Origin of the sequence: Arthrobacter sp. K5, assembly GCF_040448525.1 — a bacterium.
In the GTDB taxonomy this organism is placed as follows: Bacteria; Actinomycetota; Actinomycetes; order Actinomycetales; family Micrococcaceae; genus Arthrobacter; species Arthrobacter globiformis.
This window is the reverse complement of the sequence record NZ_CP159279.1, coordinates 2,972,736-2,987,008: the sequence shown is the minus strand read 5'-3', so window position 1 is coordinate 2,987,008 and position 14,273 is coordinate 2,972,736. Positions and strand designations below refer to the sequence as shown.

Sequence of the window (14,273 nt, the reverse complement as noted above, 5' to 3'; positions counted from 1 at the left end):
GCCCGGTGCGAATGGGAGGCCGGGGTTAGGCCTCGTTGGCCACCACAAGGTAGCCCGCCTCGGCCACTGCCTCGCCGATTTCCGAGGGGGAGAGCTTCTGTGTGGAGGTGATGGTGACAGTCGAAACACCGCCGGCATTGAGGTCGATGTCGATCTCCTCGACGCCCGCCAGGGCCTCGAGTTCCTCGCTGACGGCGGACACGCAGTGCCCGCAGGTCATTCCGGAGACGTGGACTTTTGTGGAGATGGTGCTCATTGCTGACTCCTCGCTGGTGAGCTGACTGGGTTGGCCAGTTGTGTGGTTGGTGGTTGCCGCTAGCGCAGCAGGCGCCCGATGGCACCCGCCGCCTCCTTGACCTTGACGTCGATGGCTTCAGCCCGCAGATCCGGATCAGGTTCAGAGACCGCCCCGACAACGCAGTGGCCGATGTGTTCTTCCACCAGGCCCAGGCTGACGGCGTGCAGGGCCTTAGTCACGGCCGCGACCTGCGTCAGGATGTCGATGCAGTACTTGTCTTCCTCGACCATCCGGGCAATTCCCCGGACCTGTCCCTCGATCCGGCGGAGCCGGCGAAGGTACGCCTCCTTGTCCGCCGTGTAGCCGTGCTGCAGGGGTTCAGTAACAGCTTCTTCGCTGGGCGCCATGGGCGTCCGTTCCTCGGAAGTCTCCATGCGTCCAAAGTTATACCCCTAGGGGGTATCCGTCAAGGAGGGTTCGGCAGTCAGCGGCGGCGGGGAAGGGAAGGGTGCGAAAGGAGGCTGACGCGCGGAAGACTTCGGGCAACAAAAAAGCTCCGGAGCGCGTTATTGGGGGATACGCACTCCGGAGCAGTCTTCGGGCGGGCTCTGGATCAGCCTGCCTGATTAGCTTACTTGCCGGTAGCCAAGTTGGCCACCGCCGCGAATAACTACTTTCGCTTTATTTTCGCCGGCCGCATAAAGCCGGCGACGAAGCCGCCATCCGCTATTCCGCCCGGTCCTGATGCGCTGCCATCCGGAAGGGCACCACCAGCACAGGCCGGCTCTGGTGGTGGGTGAGCCAGGCGGCCACGGAACCGTTCAGGAGTTCCGTTACGCGGTGCCCGAACCCGCGTTCCGGCGTACCCACAATGATCATCGGAGCATTGACTTCGGACGCCAGCCTGCCCAGGGCGCGGGCGGGGTCTCCGGCCAGCGTACGCAAGGTCCATGCCGGTCCGCCGCCCTGGATGGCCGACGCGATGACCGACTTCAGTTCCGTGGTTACGGAACGGATGTCGTCGTCGTCCCTGTCCGGATGCAGGGAAAGGCGGTGTGCGGAGCGCGCCGGATCCCACTCAACGAGATAGCTTGCCTCATCCACATAAGCGCAGAGCAAGGGGGCCGACAGCTTTTGGGCCAGGCCGACGGCGGTTTTGAGGACCTCCGGATGCTGGCCGGGAACCACGCCCATAAGGAGGGGAAGCGGGCCGCTGAAGTGCTCTGCATCCATAAGTCAATTGTGTGCCCGCGGCGTCAGGAAAGACCAGAGCCAGTCCGGCCTTCGCCCCAGCTCAGCGGCTGTTTTCAATCCAGCGGTGCGGCTGCTGCCCGTGGGGACGGGTGTCGATTTTCCCTTGAATACTGACCGCCGCGAGCCTAGCGTGGAGACGTAGAAAGGCGGCATCCCATGCAGATTTTCATGTGGTGGCTTGATCTGGACCTGAAAAGCAAGGAGTGGCTTCGCGAGAATCTGCGGGCCGGCGACGTTCCGCTGTTCGTGATGCAGGGGATCGCCGAAGCGGGAGGTCCGCACCCGGACACCCCGCAGGCAGTCCTCACCGAAGCCGAGTGGGATTTCATCGAGACACAGTCTGAGTTTGTGGACTGAGGAGTTCGTGGACTGACGGGTTCGCGGACGCGCGGGCCGGTCAGTTCGCGCGTCAGTTCGCGCGCGCCACCGGTAACTCGTCCCAGTGCGTGGTGTAGCGCGGTGAACGCATTCCACGCTTCATGCTCCAGTCCAGACCGCTCCTCAGTCCCGCGAACCCGAGCCCGATCGTACCCCTGCCGTACTTCCGGCTGATTTGCTCAACGAGCGGGCCGATCCCGCGTTCCTCGTGCGGGTTGGTGAAAGGCTCCAGGGGCTGCTGATTGCCGGACGGCCGCAAGTCGGTGACCATGATGCCGGCCCGCGCGTATTTGACGCCGTCCTGGATCGCGGGAAGCAGGGCGTGGGCCGCACGGGTGAGCAGTACCGGGTCTGAGGTAGGCATGGGCAGCGGAACGCACACCGAGGGAAACGACTTGTCCTTCGGGTTGTAATGGGACGTGCCGGCGAACGCGGTGAGGACTCTGGTCTGAAGGTGGTGCCGGGCCAGCCGGGCACTCGCCTGCTGGGCGTAGACGCTCAGGACCTGGCGAAATTCGGGGACTGACGTCAGGGGAGTGGAAAACGAGCGGGAGAAGATGAGCTGGTCCCGCCCAACGCGTTCCTCCTCGAGCGGCAGGCAGGATGTTCCGCGCAGTTCCAGCACAGTGCGCATCAGCACCACCGAAAAGCGGTCGCGCACCATCACCGGATCGGCCCGGCTGAGCTCCAGGATGGAGCAGATCCCCATGGCGTTCAGCCGTCTTTCCAGCCGGCCCGCCACGCCCCAGACCTCCGAGACCGGCAGCCGGGCCATGAGCAGTTCACGTGACTCCGGATCCATCGACTCCCAGCGGCACACCCCTCCAAGCGCGGGATTGTTCTTGGCCCACCGGTTGGCGAGTTTGGCCAGCGTCTTCGTGGCGGCGATGCCGACGCACACGGGCACCCCGACGTTGCGCTGGACCGCGGTCCTGATGGTCCGGCCGAGACCCACCACCTGGTCGGGGCTGCCCTTGATGCCCAGGAAGGCCTCGTCGATGCTGTACACCTCGAGCCAGGCCGAATAGCGTCCCAGCAGTTCCATGACCCGGGCGCTGATGTCGCCGTACAGTTCATAGTTGCTGGACCGGGCAACGAGGCCCCACTCCTTGGCCCGCGGGGCGATTTTGAACCACGGTTCGCCCGTGCTTATCCCCAGGGCCTTTGCCTCCGGACTGCGGGTCACGGCGCAGCCGTCGTTGTTGGAGAGCACAACCAGGGGTTTTCCTTCGAGCGAGGGGTCGAAGGCGCGCTCCGCGCTGGCGTAGAAGCAGTTCACGTCCACCAGTGCTATCTGCTGCCGCGCCTCAGACATGGTGCAGGCACCTCGTGGCCACGCCCCAGATGGTGAGGTCGGCCAGAGCGGGGACGCTGATGTCCGGATACAGAGGGTTGGCCGCCTGGAGCACCACGCCGGCCGCGGTAATCTTCAGGCGCTTGACGGTGAGCTCGCCGTCCAGCACTGCCACGACCACGGATCCGTCCCGCGGTTCCAGTGCACGGTTGACGATCAGTTCGTCGCCGTCACTGATGCCGGCCTGTTCCATGGAATCACCGGACACCCGCACGATGTAGGTGCTGGTGATGTCCTTGATCAGGTGCTCGTTCAGGTCGATCCGCCCGTCAAAGTAGTCCTGCGCGGGGGACGGGAAGCCCGCCGCCACAGCCACGGGAGAGATCAGCACCAGCCGCAGGGACAGTCCCGCCTCTATCACGCGGGGACCAATGATCACGCCCACAACACACCCTTTTTCGAATATATGTTCGATAGCTCAGTGTAGTCCCCGGGGCTGACAAATTGTATTCCCCACCTGCGCCCCTACGTGGGATCAGGCACGCACGTGCTGCCCTTCCTGAACGGTATGGCGCATACCGAGCGGCTGGACCAGGAATTCCCCGGCCGGGTGCTTGGCGGCCTGGTGAAGATCGTCGCCACCATGGACGGCGATTCGGTTCGTCAGTTGACTGATCTGACCACGGGTGACGGTGGGCGCGCTCAGCGGGCCGACGTTCCAGAACTTGACCTGACCCTCATCCAGCTCAGAGCGAACCAGCCGACACGCTGTTAGGGCGCAGTAGCGCCTGCGGTAGCGGTTGTGTTCATCACACGTTCGTCGTGCCGTCTCCGTCGCAGCGGGTCTGCGTCGCATACTGGTCTCATGGGGATGCAAGGCGCAGGAGGATCAGTGGTGGAAACCTTGAAAAGGGTGGTGCGGAACGAGTACTTTCCGGCAGCAGCCGTGCTGGCGCTGGTGGTGCTCTTCTGGGTCGCGGGCCTGTTCGGCGGCCTGTCCCTGCTGAGCCGCAGCCAGCCCCCGATCGCCACGCTCACCTGGCTGCTGTTCGTTTACGCCGCCGCCGTCCTTACCCCACTGGCCGGAATCCTGGCCGCCGCCGATCTGCTCCGCCGGTGGTGGCGGAACCGCGCTGCCGCGAAGGCCGGCAGCGCAAAAGCCGCGAAGACCGGGTCCTAGGGCCGGCCCCCGCGAGTTCTCCTGGTTTATCAGCGGGGGCCAAAACCATTGCAGCCCCTCCGGCCGAGTGGTTGCATGGGGTGCATGAATGCCTCAGAGAGTTTCGTTTTAGCCATCGGGACCAAAAAAGGCCTCTGGCTGGCCACCAGCCAGGACCGGAAGCAGTGGTCCTTTTCCGGCCCGCACTTCCTGATGAGCGAGATACCGAGCATCGGAATCGACACACGGGACGGCCGCACACGCATCATGGTGGGGGTGCGGTCCGAGCACTGGGGCCCCTACGTTGCCCACTCTGATGACCTCGGCGCCAGCTGGACCGAGCCCGAGCAGGGCGCCATCAAGTTTCCGGAAGGCACCGGCGCCGCCGTGGAACGGATCTGGCAGATCTACCCCGACGCGGAATCCCGCCCCGGGGTGGTCTGGGCCGGCGCGGAGCCGATTTCGGTGTGGAAGTCGACCGACGGCGGTGAGCACTTCGAGCTTAACCGCGGTCTGTGGGACCACCCGCACCGCAGCGAGTGGGGTGCCGGTTATGGCGGCGCAGCCGCCCACTCGATTGTGGTCAACCCCGCCGGGGACAACGTGCACGTGGCCATGAGCACCGGAGGCGTGTACCGCTCGCTCGACGGCGGGACGTCCTGGGAGCCGCGGAACAAAGGCATCTCCGCCTACTTCATGCCCGATCCCAACCCGGAATTCGGCCAGTGCGTGCATAAAATCGCGGCGGATGCCGCCGTCGAAGGCCGGCTTTACGCGCAGAACCACCACGGCGTGTACCGCACCGATGACAACGCCGAGAACTGGGAGTCGATAGCGGAGGGCCTGCCGGCCGACTTCGGGTTCGTGATGCTGACGCACCCCAGGCGTGCAGGCACGGCCTGGGTTGTCCCCTTAAAGGCCGACGGCGAACGCATCCCGCCGGACGGAAAGCTCGCCGTGCACCGCACCGACGACGCCGGCGCCACCTGGAAGCGACTGGACTCCGGGCTGCCGCAGTCAGAATTCAATGCCGTGCTCCGTGACGCGGCCGGCGTGGATTCCGCTGAACCCGCCGGCGTGTACTTCGGAACGCGCGGGGGCGCTGTGTATGCCAGTGCCGACGAAGGTGAAACCTTTACGGAGGTGGCGTCCCACCTGCCGGATGTGTTGTGCGTCCGCGCTGCTGTTGTGGCCGGGGCCCCGGTTACTGTGGCAGCATCCGCATGAGGATGTGCGGTGGCTGAGATCAGCGTGGTCCTTCCCAGTGTCCTCCAGCCGCTCGCCGGCGGGCAGTCCGTACTGACTACACCCGCCGACGGGGCGGTGACTGTGGGGCGGTTGCTGGATTCCGTGACCGGGACTTACCCGGTGCTCGCCAGGCGGCTGCGGGACGAAACGGGTGCCCTCCGCCGCTACGTGAATATTTACGTGAACGGTGAGGAGGTCCGGCGTCTCCGTGGCCTGGATACGGAAGTTTCTGCCGGCCAGGAAGTGCTGATTATTCAGTCGGTGGCCGGCGGCTAGGTGGCTCAGGCGACGCGCCAAACGCTGCATTCATCGGTATTGATGGCCTTGCGCATGCCCGTGTGATGATCCATGATCCACACGACGCCGATGCCCGGGGCTGTCTCCTGGACGCTGCCGCGGCGGATGATGACGTCGTCATAGCTGGGGCCCACCGACAGGCGGGCCTCGATTTCGTCGCCGCGATGCAGCTGGTCCAGGGCACGGACCCGGGTGATGTGGGGTTTGGCTTCCTTCAACATGGCGTGGCCTCCTGAGCTGGAGCTGGTGCCTGCAATTGCCGGCACAACCAGTGTGGCGCGGCATTGTTGCGCAGGCATTTCCTGCCCGTTAGCGCCCGGTTAGTTTCCGGAGCCGTGACGGTTTCCGCACGCCATCGGTGGCCGAGGGCCTCCGGCCGGCGTGTGGGGAAGCCTAGGAGGAGGCCTGCATCCTGTGTCGCATTTCGCCGACGCCGCGCATGTACGTGACGAGTTCGTCTCCCGGGGCCAGGAATCGCTGGGGCACCCGGCCCACGCCCACTCCGGGAGGCGTGCCCGTGAAGATGACGTCTCCGGGGAACAGGGGCGTGACTTTGGAGAGGCGGGCGATGATCTGGGGAACGGGGAAAACCATGTCCGAGGTGTCGCCCTGCTGGACTTCCTCGCCGTTGATGGCGCAGCCCAGTTCGATGCTGTCCGGGTTCTCGAACCCGTCCGGTGTCACCAGCAGCGGACCAACCGGCCCGAAACCGGGGAAGGATTTGGCGAGGCTATATTGCGGCGCCGGCCCGGCCGACTGCATGGTGCGTTCGGACAGGTCCTGCCCGATGGTGATCCCTGCGACGTGACTCCATGCCTTGTTCGCGGGTATGTGCGAGCCGCCGCGGCCGATGACTGCCACGAGCTCGACCTCCCAGTCCACGGTCCCGGGCGGGAGGGTGACGGTTCCGTAGGGTCCGGCAAGGGAGCTGGCAAACTTTGTGAAGACGGTGAGGTCCTCGGGCACGGCGAGCGAGGCTTCGGCGGCATGGGCGGCGTAGTTGAGACCGATCGCGAAGACCTGGCGCGGCTCCGGTACCGGGTTGCCGAAGTCTTTGGGCGGGACATCGGCCAGGGGCTTTCCGGGGGAGCTTTCGCGGGTGCGGGCGTACTCGAGGAGTTCATCCCACCGTTGGTAGCACTCCTGGATCGAAGGACTGAAGCGGCCGCCCGACTCCTGCGAGAGGTCGATGACTTCATTGTTCGGCGTGACGAGTGTCAGCCGGTTCGCGATGTTGGCCAGGCGCACCGTTGGTCCTTTGGATGAATGGCTCGGTTGGGTCAGTTTGTGCCTGTGCGCCCCTGCCGGGGCGCACAGGTTCGAATTTTTTGGCTAGGGCGCTACATCGAATTCGATGGTTCCCCAGCCCTCGAAAGTCCCCGACCAGCGGCCGGCTTCACGCATGGGAACAGCCTGCAGGCAACTGCCGGGCAGGATGACCTGTCCGGGTTCGAACTCCACGTCGTAGTCCGACAGGCGGTTGACGAGCCAGGCCAGGGCAGCGATCTGGTTGCCCAGGATGTTGCCGGTAGTGCCGGAGATGACTTCCCGGTCGTTGAACCGCAGTACTCCGCGGGTATCCCGGAGGTTGAGGTCGGTGAGGCGGCGCGGCGTGCCGCCGAGGATGATCGCCCCGGTGGAGCCGTTGTCCGCCAGGGTGTCGGGAAGACCGATCGCCCAATTCTTGACCCGCGAGTCGATGATTTCGATGGCCGGCAGGGCATAGTCAATGGCGTTGATGACGTCGGCAATGGTGGTGTTCCGTCCGCCGAGGTGCCCCTTCAGGACGAAAGCGGGCTCGAGTTCCACGAAGGGCTCGATGAACGTGTCCAGCTTCAGGGTGGTGCCCTCGTAGGCGAAGCTGCTGGCCAGCAGGTGCCCGTAGTCTGGCTGGTCAAGGCCGAAGGCGTCCTGCATGACCTTGGCGATGTTGCCGAGCTTGTAGCCCACCAGGCGGTCACCGTTTTCGACGGCATGGCTGACGTTGATCTTCTGCACCTCGAACGCGGCATCGACGTCCAGGAACGGCCAGGTTTCAGTGGGGGCTGCGATCGGCTGGCCCTGCAGCCGGGAGGCCCGGAGGGAGCCGGCGATTTCTTCGAGCGCGGTGGTGGTCATGTGTGAAGTCCTTTGTCTGCCAGGTAGGTGGTACTCCGGCCCCGGACGGTGTCTGTTGCGGGAGCCTGTCCGGGGCCGGAAGTTTGGGATGCTACTGCGCGTGTTCGGGTTTGCCGTCGATGAGGCGGTTGATCTGCCAGGGGTTGGCATCCTGGAGGGGTGCGGGGCGGAGTTGGTCGGGGAAGTTTTGGTAGGCGACAGGGCGCAGGAAGCGGTCGATCGCGAGTGATCCGACAGAGGTGGTTTTGGCGTCGGAGGTGGCCGGGTAGGGGCCGCCGTGGACGACGGCGTGGCCGACTTCGACGCCGGTGGGCCAGCCGTTGATGATGATCCGGCCTACCTTGCGTTCGAGGGTGGGGATCAGCGGTGCGGCGGCGGGGTAGTCGTCCTCGGTGATGTGCAGGGACGCGGTGAGCTGTCCTTCGAGCTTGCCGGTGACCTCGATCAGGTCTTCGATGCCTTTGTAGCGGACCACGAGGGATGCGGCGCCGAAGACTTCTTCGTGCAGGACGGGGTTGGTGATGAAGACGTCCAGGTCGGCGGTGAAGACCGTCGGTGCCGGGGAGTTTTCGCCCGGGCCTTCGGTGCCGCGGCCGAGGAGTTTGACGTCGGCGGCTGCCTGGAGTGCGTCGTGTCCGTGCTGCCAGGCGGTGGCGATGCCGCCGCTGAGCATGGTCTGGCCGGACAGTTCGGTGACGGCGTTGGTGACGGCGGCGGTGAAGCGGTTGCCGGCGTCGCCTTCCGGGACGAAGACCAGTCCAGGGGAGGTGCACAGCTGTCCGGAGCTGCCGGTGACGGATCCGACGTACTGCCGGGCGAGGGTCTGGACGTCGCCTTCGAGGGCGCCGGGGAAGACGTACACGGGGTTGATCGAGGACATTTCGGCGTAGACCGGGATCGGTTCGGGGCGTGCGGCTGCGGTGCGCATGAGGGCGGTGCCGCCGGCGCGGGAACCGGTGAAGCCGACGGCTTTGATGGCGGGGTCGGCCACGAGGGCCTGGCCGATGCTGGCGCCGGAGCCGTAGACGAGGGAGAAGACGCCGGGGTGCAGGCCGAGGTCGGTGACGGCCTTGGTGATGGCCTGTCCGACGAGTTCGGCGGTTCCGGGGTGGGCGTTGTGTGCCTTGACGATCACGGGGCAGCCGGCCGCGAACGCCGAGGCAGTGTCGCCGCCGGCGACGGAGAACGCGAGCGGGAAGTTGCTGGCACCGAACACGGCCACGGGGCCGAGCGGGATCTGGCGCTGGCGGATGTCGGCGCGGGGCAGGGGTGTGCGGTCCGGGATCGCCGGGTCGATGCGGACCCCGCGGAAGTCGCCGTGGCGGACGACGTCGGCGAAGAGCCGCAGCTGGCCGGTAGTCCGGGCACGTTCGCCGCGCAGCCGGTCCAGGCCAAGCCCGGTTTCGATCGAGGTCCGTTCGATGAGGTCGTCGCCGATGGCCTCGATGTTCTCCGCGATTGCTTCCAGGAACCGGGCGTGCTGTTCCGGTTCGAGGGTGCTGAAGGAATCGAAGGCATCGGCGGCCGCCTCGGTGGCCGTCTTGAGCTGCTGGTCGCTGATCAGGGTGTAGGCAGGTTCGAGCTGTTCGTTGGTGGCCGGGTTGATCCCGTGGGCCGTGCCGCTGGTGCCGGGGGTAGCTTCCCCGGCGATAAGGGAATGTCCTGCGAGAGTCATGTGTGGCGCCTCCTGGGGCGGTCGAAGATCAGAAGAGGTGGGCGTTCCGGCAGGGGCACGCCTAGGCGTTGCCTGCTCCCAAGTGCCAGATGCCGAGGGCGGAAAGCAGTTCGCGCGGGTCCCAGACCACCCATTCCTCGGCGAGCTTGTCGCCGTCGAAACGGAGGAAGGACGCGCCGGTCACGGCGATGCTGCGTCCGGTGGCGGGGACATCCATGAATTCGCCGGTGTGGGTGCCTGTGGTTTGCCAGTGGACGGCCACCTTGGTGCCGTCCTCCACGATCTCCAGGATTTCGGTGCTGGAATCCGGGAACGCGGTGTGCATCGCTTCGATGGTCTTCCGAAGGCTGGCGTAGTCCTCGGTGCCGGACTTGGAGCGGCGGACGTAACCGGGGGCGAGGAGCTGCTCGAACGCGGCCAGATCTCCGTCGCCCCAAGCGCCGTTCCATGCCTTGAGAATGGTGTCGCGGCGGCTCATGATGCGCTCCTTGCAGGTTCCGTGGCGGGGATTTCGATGGGCAGGTACTGGCCGAACTTTCCGCCCCTGAACAGCAGGGCATCGCCGGTTCCCTCGCTCATGTTCGTCACGGAACCGACCACCATGTAGTGGTCGCCGACGACGACCTCGGCCGTCACGACGCAGTCGATGTAGGCTGAGGCACCGGCCAGGTGCGGGGTTCCGAGGGGGCCGGGGGCGCAGGGCAGGCCCTCGAACTTCTCAGGTCCCTTCCGGGACAGCGACCGGCAGATGCTGATCTGGTCGTCGGAAAGGATGTTGGCGGTGAATCTCTGCAGTTTGCGCAGTTTCGGCCAGCTGGAGGAGGACTTGTCCACGCAAAACATGACCAGGGGCGGCTCCAGTGACAGGGACTGGAAGGTGCCGACGACGAGGCCGAGCTTCTCGTCGTCGTCGTTGATGCCGGTGATGGCCGTGACACCGGTGGGCAGCTTGCCCAGGATCTGGCGGTACAGGGTGGGGGTGATGTCGCTGTCCGGAGTTTTCTCGGGACTTGGGGTGATATCCATATCAGTCTTCCTTGATCAGATGGATTGGATCGGGCGAAGGATCAGGCATTTTCGCGGAAGCTGCCGAAGCGACCGCCGTGGAAGATGAGCGGGGCGGAAGCCCCCTCAGCGGGCGTCATGTCCAGCACGCTGGCGATGACGACGACGTGGTCTCCGGCGGTGAACTGCTGTTCGATCCGGCAATCGAACCAGGCGAGCGATCCGTGGAGGTGGGGGGTGCCCCATGCGGATTCGGACCAGCCCACGTTGCCGAGCTTGTCCTCGCCTTTCGCGGAGAGGGCACGGCACACCTGCTGCTGGTCCTCGGCGAGGAGGCTGACGCTGAAGGTCCCGGCGTCGGCGATCCTGGGCCAGCTCGTGGAGGAGTGCATCACGCTGAAGGTCACCAGTGCCGGCTCCATGGACAGCGAGGCGAACGTTCCCACGATCATGCCATTCTGGGTGCCGGTGACCGGGTCTGTGGAGCAGATCGCGGCAACCCCGGTGGGCAGGTGCCGCATGACGGCGCGGTAGGTGTCGGAATCGATCCGACGGGCTTCCAGGACGGGGGCGGTCATGCGCTCTCCTCCCGTACGGCGGCCTTGAGTTCAGCGTGGATGTTGCGGCCGGTGCGCAGGCCGGATTCGATGGCGCCGTCGAAGAAGCCGGCCCAGATGTTCGCGGTGTCGCTGCTGGCGAAGTGCAGTGCGCCTTCGCTGGCCTGCTGTGCGGCGTGGTACTTGGTGAGCTGGCCGGGGCGCTGGATCTGCCAGGTTTCCTCGGCGTAGGGGTCCTCGCCCCACTTATGCCCGGTGACCTCGAGGACTTCGAGGTCGTCGCGCCAGACTTTGATGGCTTCCTGGACCTGGTCCTTGTCGGTGACGTCGATGCGGTTCGCGTCGGCGCCGAAGCCGACCAGGACGGCGTCGTCTTCTCCGACGAACTCGGTGCGGATCACGGAGAGCGGCTTGTCCTGGGCGGAGTAGGCGAAGAACGGCTTGATGGGCCCCTTGACCCGGATCCACGCCTTGACACCCTGGGACGCAGTCTTCTCCCGGCTCGGGGCGAGCTTGCCCTCGGACAGGGCGGGCTGGACGTCGAGCTTATGCAGGATGTTCTGTGACAGGGTGATGACCGCCTTTTTGGCCTGGATTTCCTGGCCGTCGCCGTAGGCGATGGTGGCGCCGTCGCTGTTGTGGCGAACGCTGGCCACCGGGGCGTTGAGGCGAATGTCGGCGGTGCTGTCCTGGGCAATGGCATTGACCAGCCCGTCGTTGCCGTTCTTCAGGCGGTAGATGGCGGAGGCCTCGTGCATCAGGTGCCAGTGGCCGGAGGACCCGGCGGTCCAGCGCAGCGCGTTGACGTAGGCGCACTGGTCCAGGGGTGCGTTGAAGTGGCCCACCCAGGCTGCTTCGTTGGCGTTCCGCTCGTCCTCGGAGAGGTCCAGCTTGTCCAGGATTTCCTGCAGGTTGTACTGATCCACCTCGGCCAGGCTCTCCACGGTCAGCGGTGCATCCGGGCGGGGCAGCCACTTCATGGTGTCTTCCAGCAGCCGGGTCATGCCCGGGTCGATCAGCTTCATGAAGTCGTCCAGGTTGCCGCGGCGGACTTCGTTGCCGGCCAGCCAGTAGGTTTCCTCCGAGCGGGGGCCGCGGGAGACCTCCAGGCCGTAGCGGGTGACCTCGGCCCAGACGTGGGGCTGGGTCCAGTGCAGCCAGTTGCCGCCGAGCTCCAGGTTCTGGCCCAGCCGGCGCTCGGTGTACACGCGGCCGCCAAGACGGTCGCGGGCTTCCAGGACGACCACGCTGTGGCCGCGGTTGCTCAGTTCACGGGCTGTGGTCAGGCCGGCAAGACCGGCACCGATGACGACGACGTCAGTCTGTTCAGTCATTGAAGTATCCTTCGTTGTTTCCGTCGTGATGCTTAGTTGCTGGCCAGGGTGAGCCGGGCCGTGCGGTGCCCCGTTGCAGGGTGGCCGTCCAGGGTGTGCTTCTGGCCGAAGAGCTTTTCGCGCAGGGTTACCGGATCCTGGTCCGGGCCGGGAGCCGGGGCGATCAGGCCCTGTGCGCGCAGTTCCGGCAGGGCGAGTTCGATGAAGTCTTCCCAGCTCCCGGGCTTGGTGATGTAGCTGAGGTTGACGCCGTCGACGTCGGCTTCATCCCGCCAGCGGCGCAGCTCAGCGGCCACAGTTTCCGGGGAGCCGACAATGGTGGAGCCGGTGCCGCCGACCGCGAGGAACTCTGCGATCTGGCGCGGGGTCCAGTCCCGGTCCGGGTCGGCTTTGGAGAACATGTCCACCATGGACTGGCCAGCCTTCGTTCCGACGGACCGCAGGGGGGTGTCCAGCTCGTACTCGGACATGTCGATGCCGGTCCAGCCGCTGAAGCGGGCCAGGATTCCGTCGATGGGTGCGTTCTCCACGGCCTTGCGGTACTTGGCCTGGGCTTCCTCATCGGTGGGGGCGACGACGACCGTGAGGAGGATGACCACCCTGACGTCCCGGGGGTCGCGGCCGGCGTCCGCCACTGCCTGGCGGAGCTTGGCCACCGTGCGCTTGGCGCCCTCCACGGAGGTGCTCTGGATGAAGACTGCCTCGGCGTGCTTGCCGCCGAACTCCATGCCCCTGGCGGAAGAACCGGCCTGGAACAGGACTGGGGTGCGCTGCGGGGAAGGCTCGCACAGGTGGAATCCGGGCACGGTGAAGTGCTTGCCGGAATGGTCGATCTGATGCACCTTGGTGGGATCGATGTACGTTGCCGATTCAACGTCCCGGACCACGGCGTCCTCCTCGAAGGAGCTCTCCCAGAGCTTGTAGACGACGTCCATGTACTCGTCGGCCATGTCGTAGCGCTCGGCCGGGGTGAGCTGCTGTTCCTTGCCGAGGTTGCGGGCGGCGGCCTCGGAGTAGGAGGTCACGATGTTCCAGCCCACCCGGCCGGACGTGAGGTGGTCCAGGCTGCTGTACTTGCGCGCCAGCAGGTAGGGCGGCTCGTAGGTTGCCGAGCAGGTCACGCCGAACGTGAGGTGCTTGGTCACGGCGGCCATGCCGCTGATCAGCACGGTCGGGTCGTTGATCGGGAACTGTGCGGCGTCGCGCAGGGCTGCATCCCCGTTTCCGCCGTAGACGTCGTGGTAACCGACATTGTCGGCGAAGAAAATACCGTCGAAACCGGCCTTTTCGAGCGTCTGCGCGACACCCGTCCAGTACTGCAGGTCCGTGTACCGGTGGCCCTGATCGCCTTCGGCCCGCCAGGAACCAGAGGTCAGGTGGGACGGCGCAAAGACGTCAAAAGCGAAAAGGCTCAATGGTGCATTTTTCATGGCAGCGGTGCTTCCTTGGACTCGTGCCGGACAAGGCGACAACTTTCGGGGTGACGTTCATAAGATGAACACTGCGTTCAATTTATGATGTAAGCCAGCTCACTGTCAAGGGCTGGTCTATTGGTCCGCGGGATTACGTGCCGCATCTTGACACCGAATGTGGCGCATGCCATATTTTTGACCACGGCGTTCGGAAACTGAACGAACCCGCCTTGGCTCTTTCGCCTCCCCAACCACCGCCGCTGATATCGCCGGCGCCTTCATCCCCGTTCGAATTGGCACGATC

19 protein-coding genes and 1 pseudogene are annotated in these 14,273 nt (G+C 65.6%); 5 read left to right on the top strand and 15 right to left on the bottom strand.

Going from position 1 to position 14,273, the window contains the following annotated elements; translation table 11 throughout:
• Window positions 1-25: 25 nt before the first annotated feature.
• From ABRP34_RS13495 to ABRP34_RS13485, 3 genes are all read right to left on the bottom strand, one after another.
• A complete protein-coding gene (locus ABRP34_RS13495; protein ID WP_003799993.1) occupies window positions 26-256 on the bottom strand; it encodes a heavy-metal-associated domain-containing protein in 231 nt (76 codons plus the stop codon).
• Window positions 257-315: 59 nt separating this feature from the next.
• Window positions 316-645, bottom strand: a complete 330-nt coding sequence (locus ABRP34_RS13490; protein WP_353713360.1) for a metal-sensitive transcriptional regulator — start codon at window positions 643-645, stop codon at window positions 316-318.
• Between the two features lie 319 nt (window positions 646-964).
• Complete coding sequence (locus tag ABRP34_RS13485) at window positions 965-1,471, bottom strand: universal stress protein (RefSeq protein WP_353710570.1); 507 nt, start codon at window positions 1,469-1,471, stop codon at window positions 965-967.
• A 177-nt stretch (window positions 1,472-1,648) separates the two neighbouring features.
• Here ABRP34_RS13485 and ABRP34_RS13480 point away from each other — a divergent pair, with 177 nt between their 5' ends.
• The gene (locus tag ABRP34_RS13480) at window positions 1,649-1,849 is read left to right on the top strand and encodes a hypothetical protein (RefSeq protein ID WP_003799999.1); all 201 of its coding nucleotides are present in this window, start codon (window positions 1,649-1,651) and stop codon (window positions 1,847-1,849) included.
• Between the two features lie 52 nt (window positions 1,850-1,901).
• Here ABRP34_RS13480 and ABRP34_RS13475 read toward each other — a convergent pair whose 3' ends face one another.
• A complete protein-coding gene (locus ABRP34_RS13475; protein ID WP_353710569.1) occupies window positions 1,902-3,185 on the bottom strand; it encodes a Y-family DNA polymerase in 1,284 nt (427 codons plus the stop codon).
• Complete coding sequence (gene umuD, locus ABRP34_RS13470; RefSeq protein ID WP_003800003.1) at window positions 3,178-3,609, bottom strand: translesion error-prone DNA polymerase V autoproteolytic subunit; 432 nt, start codon at window positions 3,607-3,609, stop codon at window positions 3,178-3,180. Before umuD ends, ABRP34_RS13475 begins: the two co-directional genes overlap by 8 nt.
• A gap of 102 nt (window positions 3,610-3,711) precedes the next feature.
• On the opposite strand from umuD, the gene ABRP34_RS13465 reads away from it, so the two are divergent.
• From ABRP34_RS13465 to ABRP34_RS13450, 4 genes are all read left to right on the top strand, one after another.
• Complete coding sequence (locus ABRP34_RS13465; RefSeq protein ID WP_353710568.1) at window positions 3,712-3,939, top strand: hypothetical protein; 228 nt, start codon at window positions 3,712-3,714, stop codon at window positions 3,937-3,939.
• A 120-nt stretch (window positions 3,940-4,059) separates the two neighbouring features.
• Window positions 4,060-4,344, top strand: coding sequence for a hypothetical protein (locus ABRP34_RS13460; protein ID WP_043418156.1), 285 nt, complete (start codon window positions 4,060-4,062; stop codon window positions 4,342-4,344).
• Window positions 4,345-4,419: 75 nt separating this feature from the next.
• Complete coding sequence (locus ABRP34_RS13455) at window positions 4,420-5,550, top strand: exo-alpha-sialidase (RefSeq protein WP_353710567.1); 1,131 nt, start codon at window positions 4,420-4,422, stop codon at window positions 5,548-5,550.
• 9 nt (window positions 5,551-5,559) lie between these two features.
• Window positions 5,560-5,847, top strand: a complete 288-nt coding sequence (locus ABRP34_RS13450) for a MoaD/ThiS family protein (protein WP_003800011.1) — start codon at window positions 5,560-5,562, stop codon at window positions 5,845-5,847.
• A 5-nt stretch (window positions 5,848-5,852) separates the two neighbouring features.
• On the opposite strand, the gene ABRP34_RS13445 is transcribed toward ABRP34_RS13450, so the two are convergent.
• From ABRP34_RS13445 to ABRP34_RS13400, 10 genes and pseudogenes are all read right to left on the bottom strand, one after another.
• On the bottom strand, window positions 5,853-6,089 hold the full coding sequence (locus tag ABRP34_RS13445; protein WP_306920070.1) for a hypothetical protein: 237 nt from the start codon (window positions 6,087-6,089) through the stop codon (window positions 5,853-5,855).
• A 172-nt stretch (window positions 6,090-6,261) separates the two neighbouring features.
• A complete protein-coding gene (locus ABRP34_RS13440) occupies window positions 6,262-7,116 on the bottom strand; it encodes a fumarylacetoacetate hydrolase family protein (protein WP_353710566.1) in 855 nt (284 codons plus the stop codon).
• Between the two features lie 84 nt (window positions 7,117-7,200).
• Complete coding sequence (locus ABRP34_RS13435; RefSeq protein WP_353710565.1) at window positions 7,201-7,986, bottom strand: 2-hydroxypenta-2,4-dienoate hydratase; 786 nt, start codon at window positions 7,984-7,986, stop codon at window positions 7,201-7,203.
• Window positions 7,987-8,077: 91 nt separating this feature from the next.
• Window positions 8,078-9,661 carry an aldehyde dehydrogenase (NADP(+)) gene (locus ABRP34_RS13430; RefSeq protein WP_353710564.1) on the bottom strand — a complete coding sequence of 528 codons (1,584 nt, stop codon included), beginning with the start codon at window positions 9,659-9,661 and terminating at the stop codon, window positions 8,078-8,080.
• Window positions 9,662-9,722: 61 nt separating this feature from the next.
• The gene (locus tag ABRP34_RS13425; RefSeq protein WP_353710563.1) at window positions 9,723-10,139 is read right to left on the bottom strand and encodes an ester cyclase; all 417 of its coding nucleotides are present in this window, start codon (window positions 10,137-10,139) and stop codon (window positions 9,723-9,725) included.
• A complete protein-coding gene (locus ABRP34_RS13420) occupies window positions 10,136-10,687 on the bottom strand; it encodes a flavin reductase family protein (RefSeq protein ID WP_353710562.1) in 552 nt (183 codons plus the stop codon). The genes ABRP34_RS13425 and ABRP34_RS13420 overlap by 4 nt, the downstream gene beginning before the upstream one ends.
• Before the next feature lie 41 nt (window positions 10,688-10,728).
• A complete protein-coding gene (locus tag ABRP34_RS13415; RefSeq protein WP_353710561.1) occupies window positions 10,729-11,244 on the bottom strand; it encodes a flavin reductase family protein in 516 nt (171 codons plus the stop codon).
• The gene (locus ABRP34_RS13410) at window positions 11,241-12,491 is read right to left on the bottom strand and encodes an NAD(P)/FAD-dependent oxidoreductase (RefSeq protein WP_353713359.1); all 1,251 of its coding nucleotides are present in this window, start codon (window positions 12,489-12,491) and stop codon (window positions 11,241-11,243) included. The genes ABRP34_RS13415 and ABRP34_RS13410 overlap by 4 nt, the downstream gene beginning before the upstream one ends.
• Window positions 12,480-12,593, bottom strand: a pseudogene (locus tag ABRP34_RS13405) (FAD-binding protein); the annotation flags it as partial. The gene ABRP34_RS13410 and the pseudogene ABRP34_RS13405, both read right to left, overlap by 12 nt.
• Window positions 12,590-13,987: an LLM class flavin-dependent oxidoreductase gene (locus ABRP34_RS13400; RefSeq protein ID WP_353710560.1), complete on the bottom strand. Its 1,398-nt coding sequence runs from the start codon at window positions 13,985-13,987 to the stop codon at window positions 12,590-12,592. The gene ABRP34_RS13400 and the pseudogene ABRP34_RS13405, both read right to left, overlap by 4 nt.
• Window positions 13,988-14,273: the final 286 nt, after the last annotated feature.

Coding starts and splice junctions, on each gene's coding strand:
- ABRP34_RS13495 (WP_003799993.1), bottom strand. CDS start 256: ATGAGCACCATCTCCACAAAAGTCCACGTCTCCGGAATGACCTGCGGG.
- ABRP34_RS13490 (WP_353713360.1), bottom strand. CDS start 645: ATGGCGCCCAGCGAAGAAGCTGTTACTGAACCCCTGCAGCACGGCTAC.
- ABRP34_RS13485 (WP_353710570.1), bottom strand. CDS start 1,471: ATGGATGCAGAGCACTTCAGCGGCCCGCTTCCCCTCCTTATGGGCGTG.
- ABRP34_RS13480 (WP_003799999.1), top strand. CDS start 1,649: ATGCAGATTTTCATGTGGTGGCTTGATCTGGACCTGAAAAGCAAGGAG.
- ABRP34_RS13475 (WP_353710569.1), bottom strand. CDS start 3,185: ATGTCTGAGGCGCGGCAGCAGATAGCACTGGTGGACGTGAACTGCTTC.
- ABRP34_RS13455 (WP_353710567.1), top strand. CDS start 4,420: ATGGGGTGCATGAATGCCTCAGAGAGTTTCGTTTTAGCCATCGGGACC.
- ABRP34_RS13445 (WP_306920070.1), bottom strand. CDS start 6,089: ATGTTGAAGGAAGCCAAACCCCACATCACCCGGGTCCGTGCCCTGGAC.
- ABRP34_RS13435 (WP_353710565.1), bottom strand. CDS start 7,986: ATGACCACCACCGCGCTCGAAGAAATCGCCGGCTCCCTCCGGGCCTCC.
- ABRP34_RS13430 (WP_353710564.1), bottom strand. CDS start 9,661: ATGACTCTCGCAGGACATTCCCTTATCGCCGGGGAAGCTACCCCCGGC.
- ABRP34_RS13425 (WP_353710563.1), bottom strand. CDS start 10,139: ATGAGCCGCCGCGACACCATTCTCAAGGCATGGAACGGCGCTTGGGGC.
- ABRP34_RS13420 (WP_353710562.1), bottom strand. CDS start 10,687: ATGGATATCACCCCAAGTCCCGAGAAAACTCCGGACAGCGACATCACC.
- ABRP34_RS13415 (WP_353710561.1), bottom strand. CDS start 11,244: ATGACCGCCCCCGTCCTGGAAGCCCGTCGGATCGATTCCGACACCTAC.
- ABRP34_RS13400 (WP_353710560.1), bottom strand. CDS start 13,987: ATGAAAAATGCACCATTGAGCCTTTTCGCTTTTGACGTCTTTGCGCCG.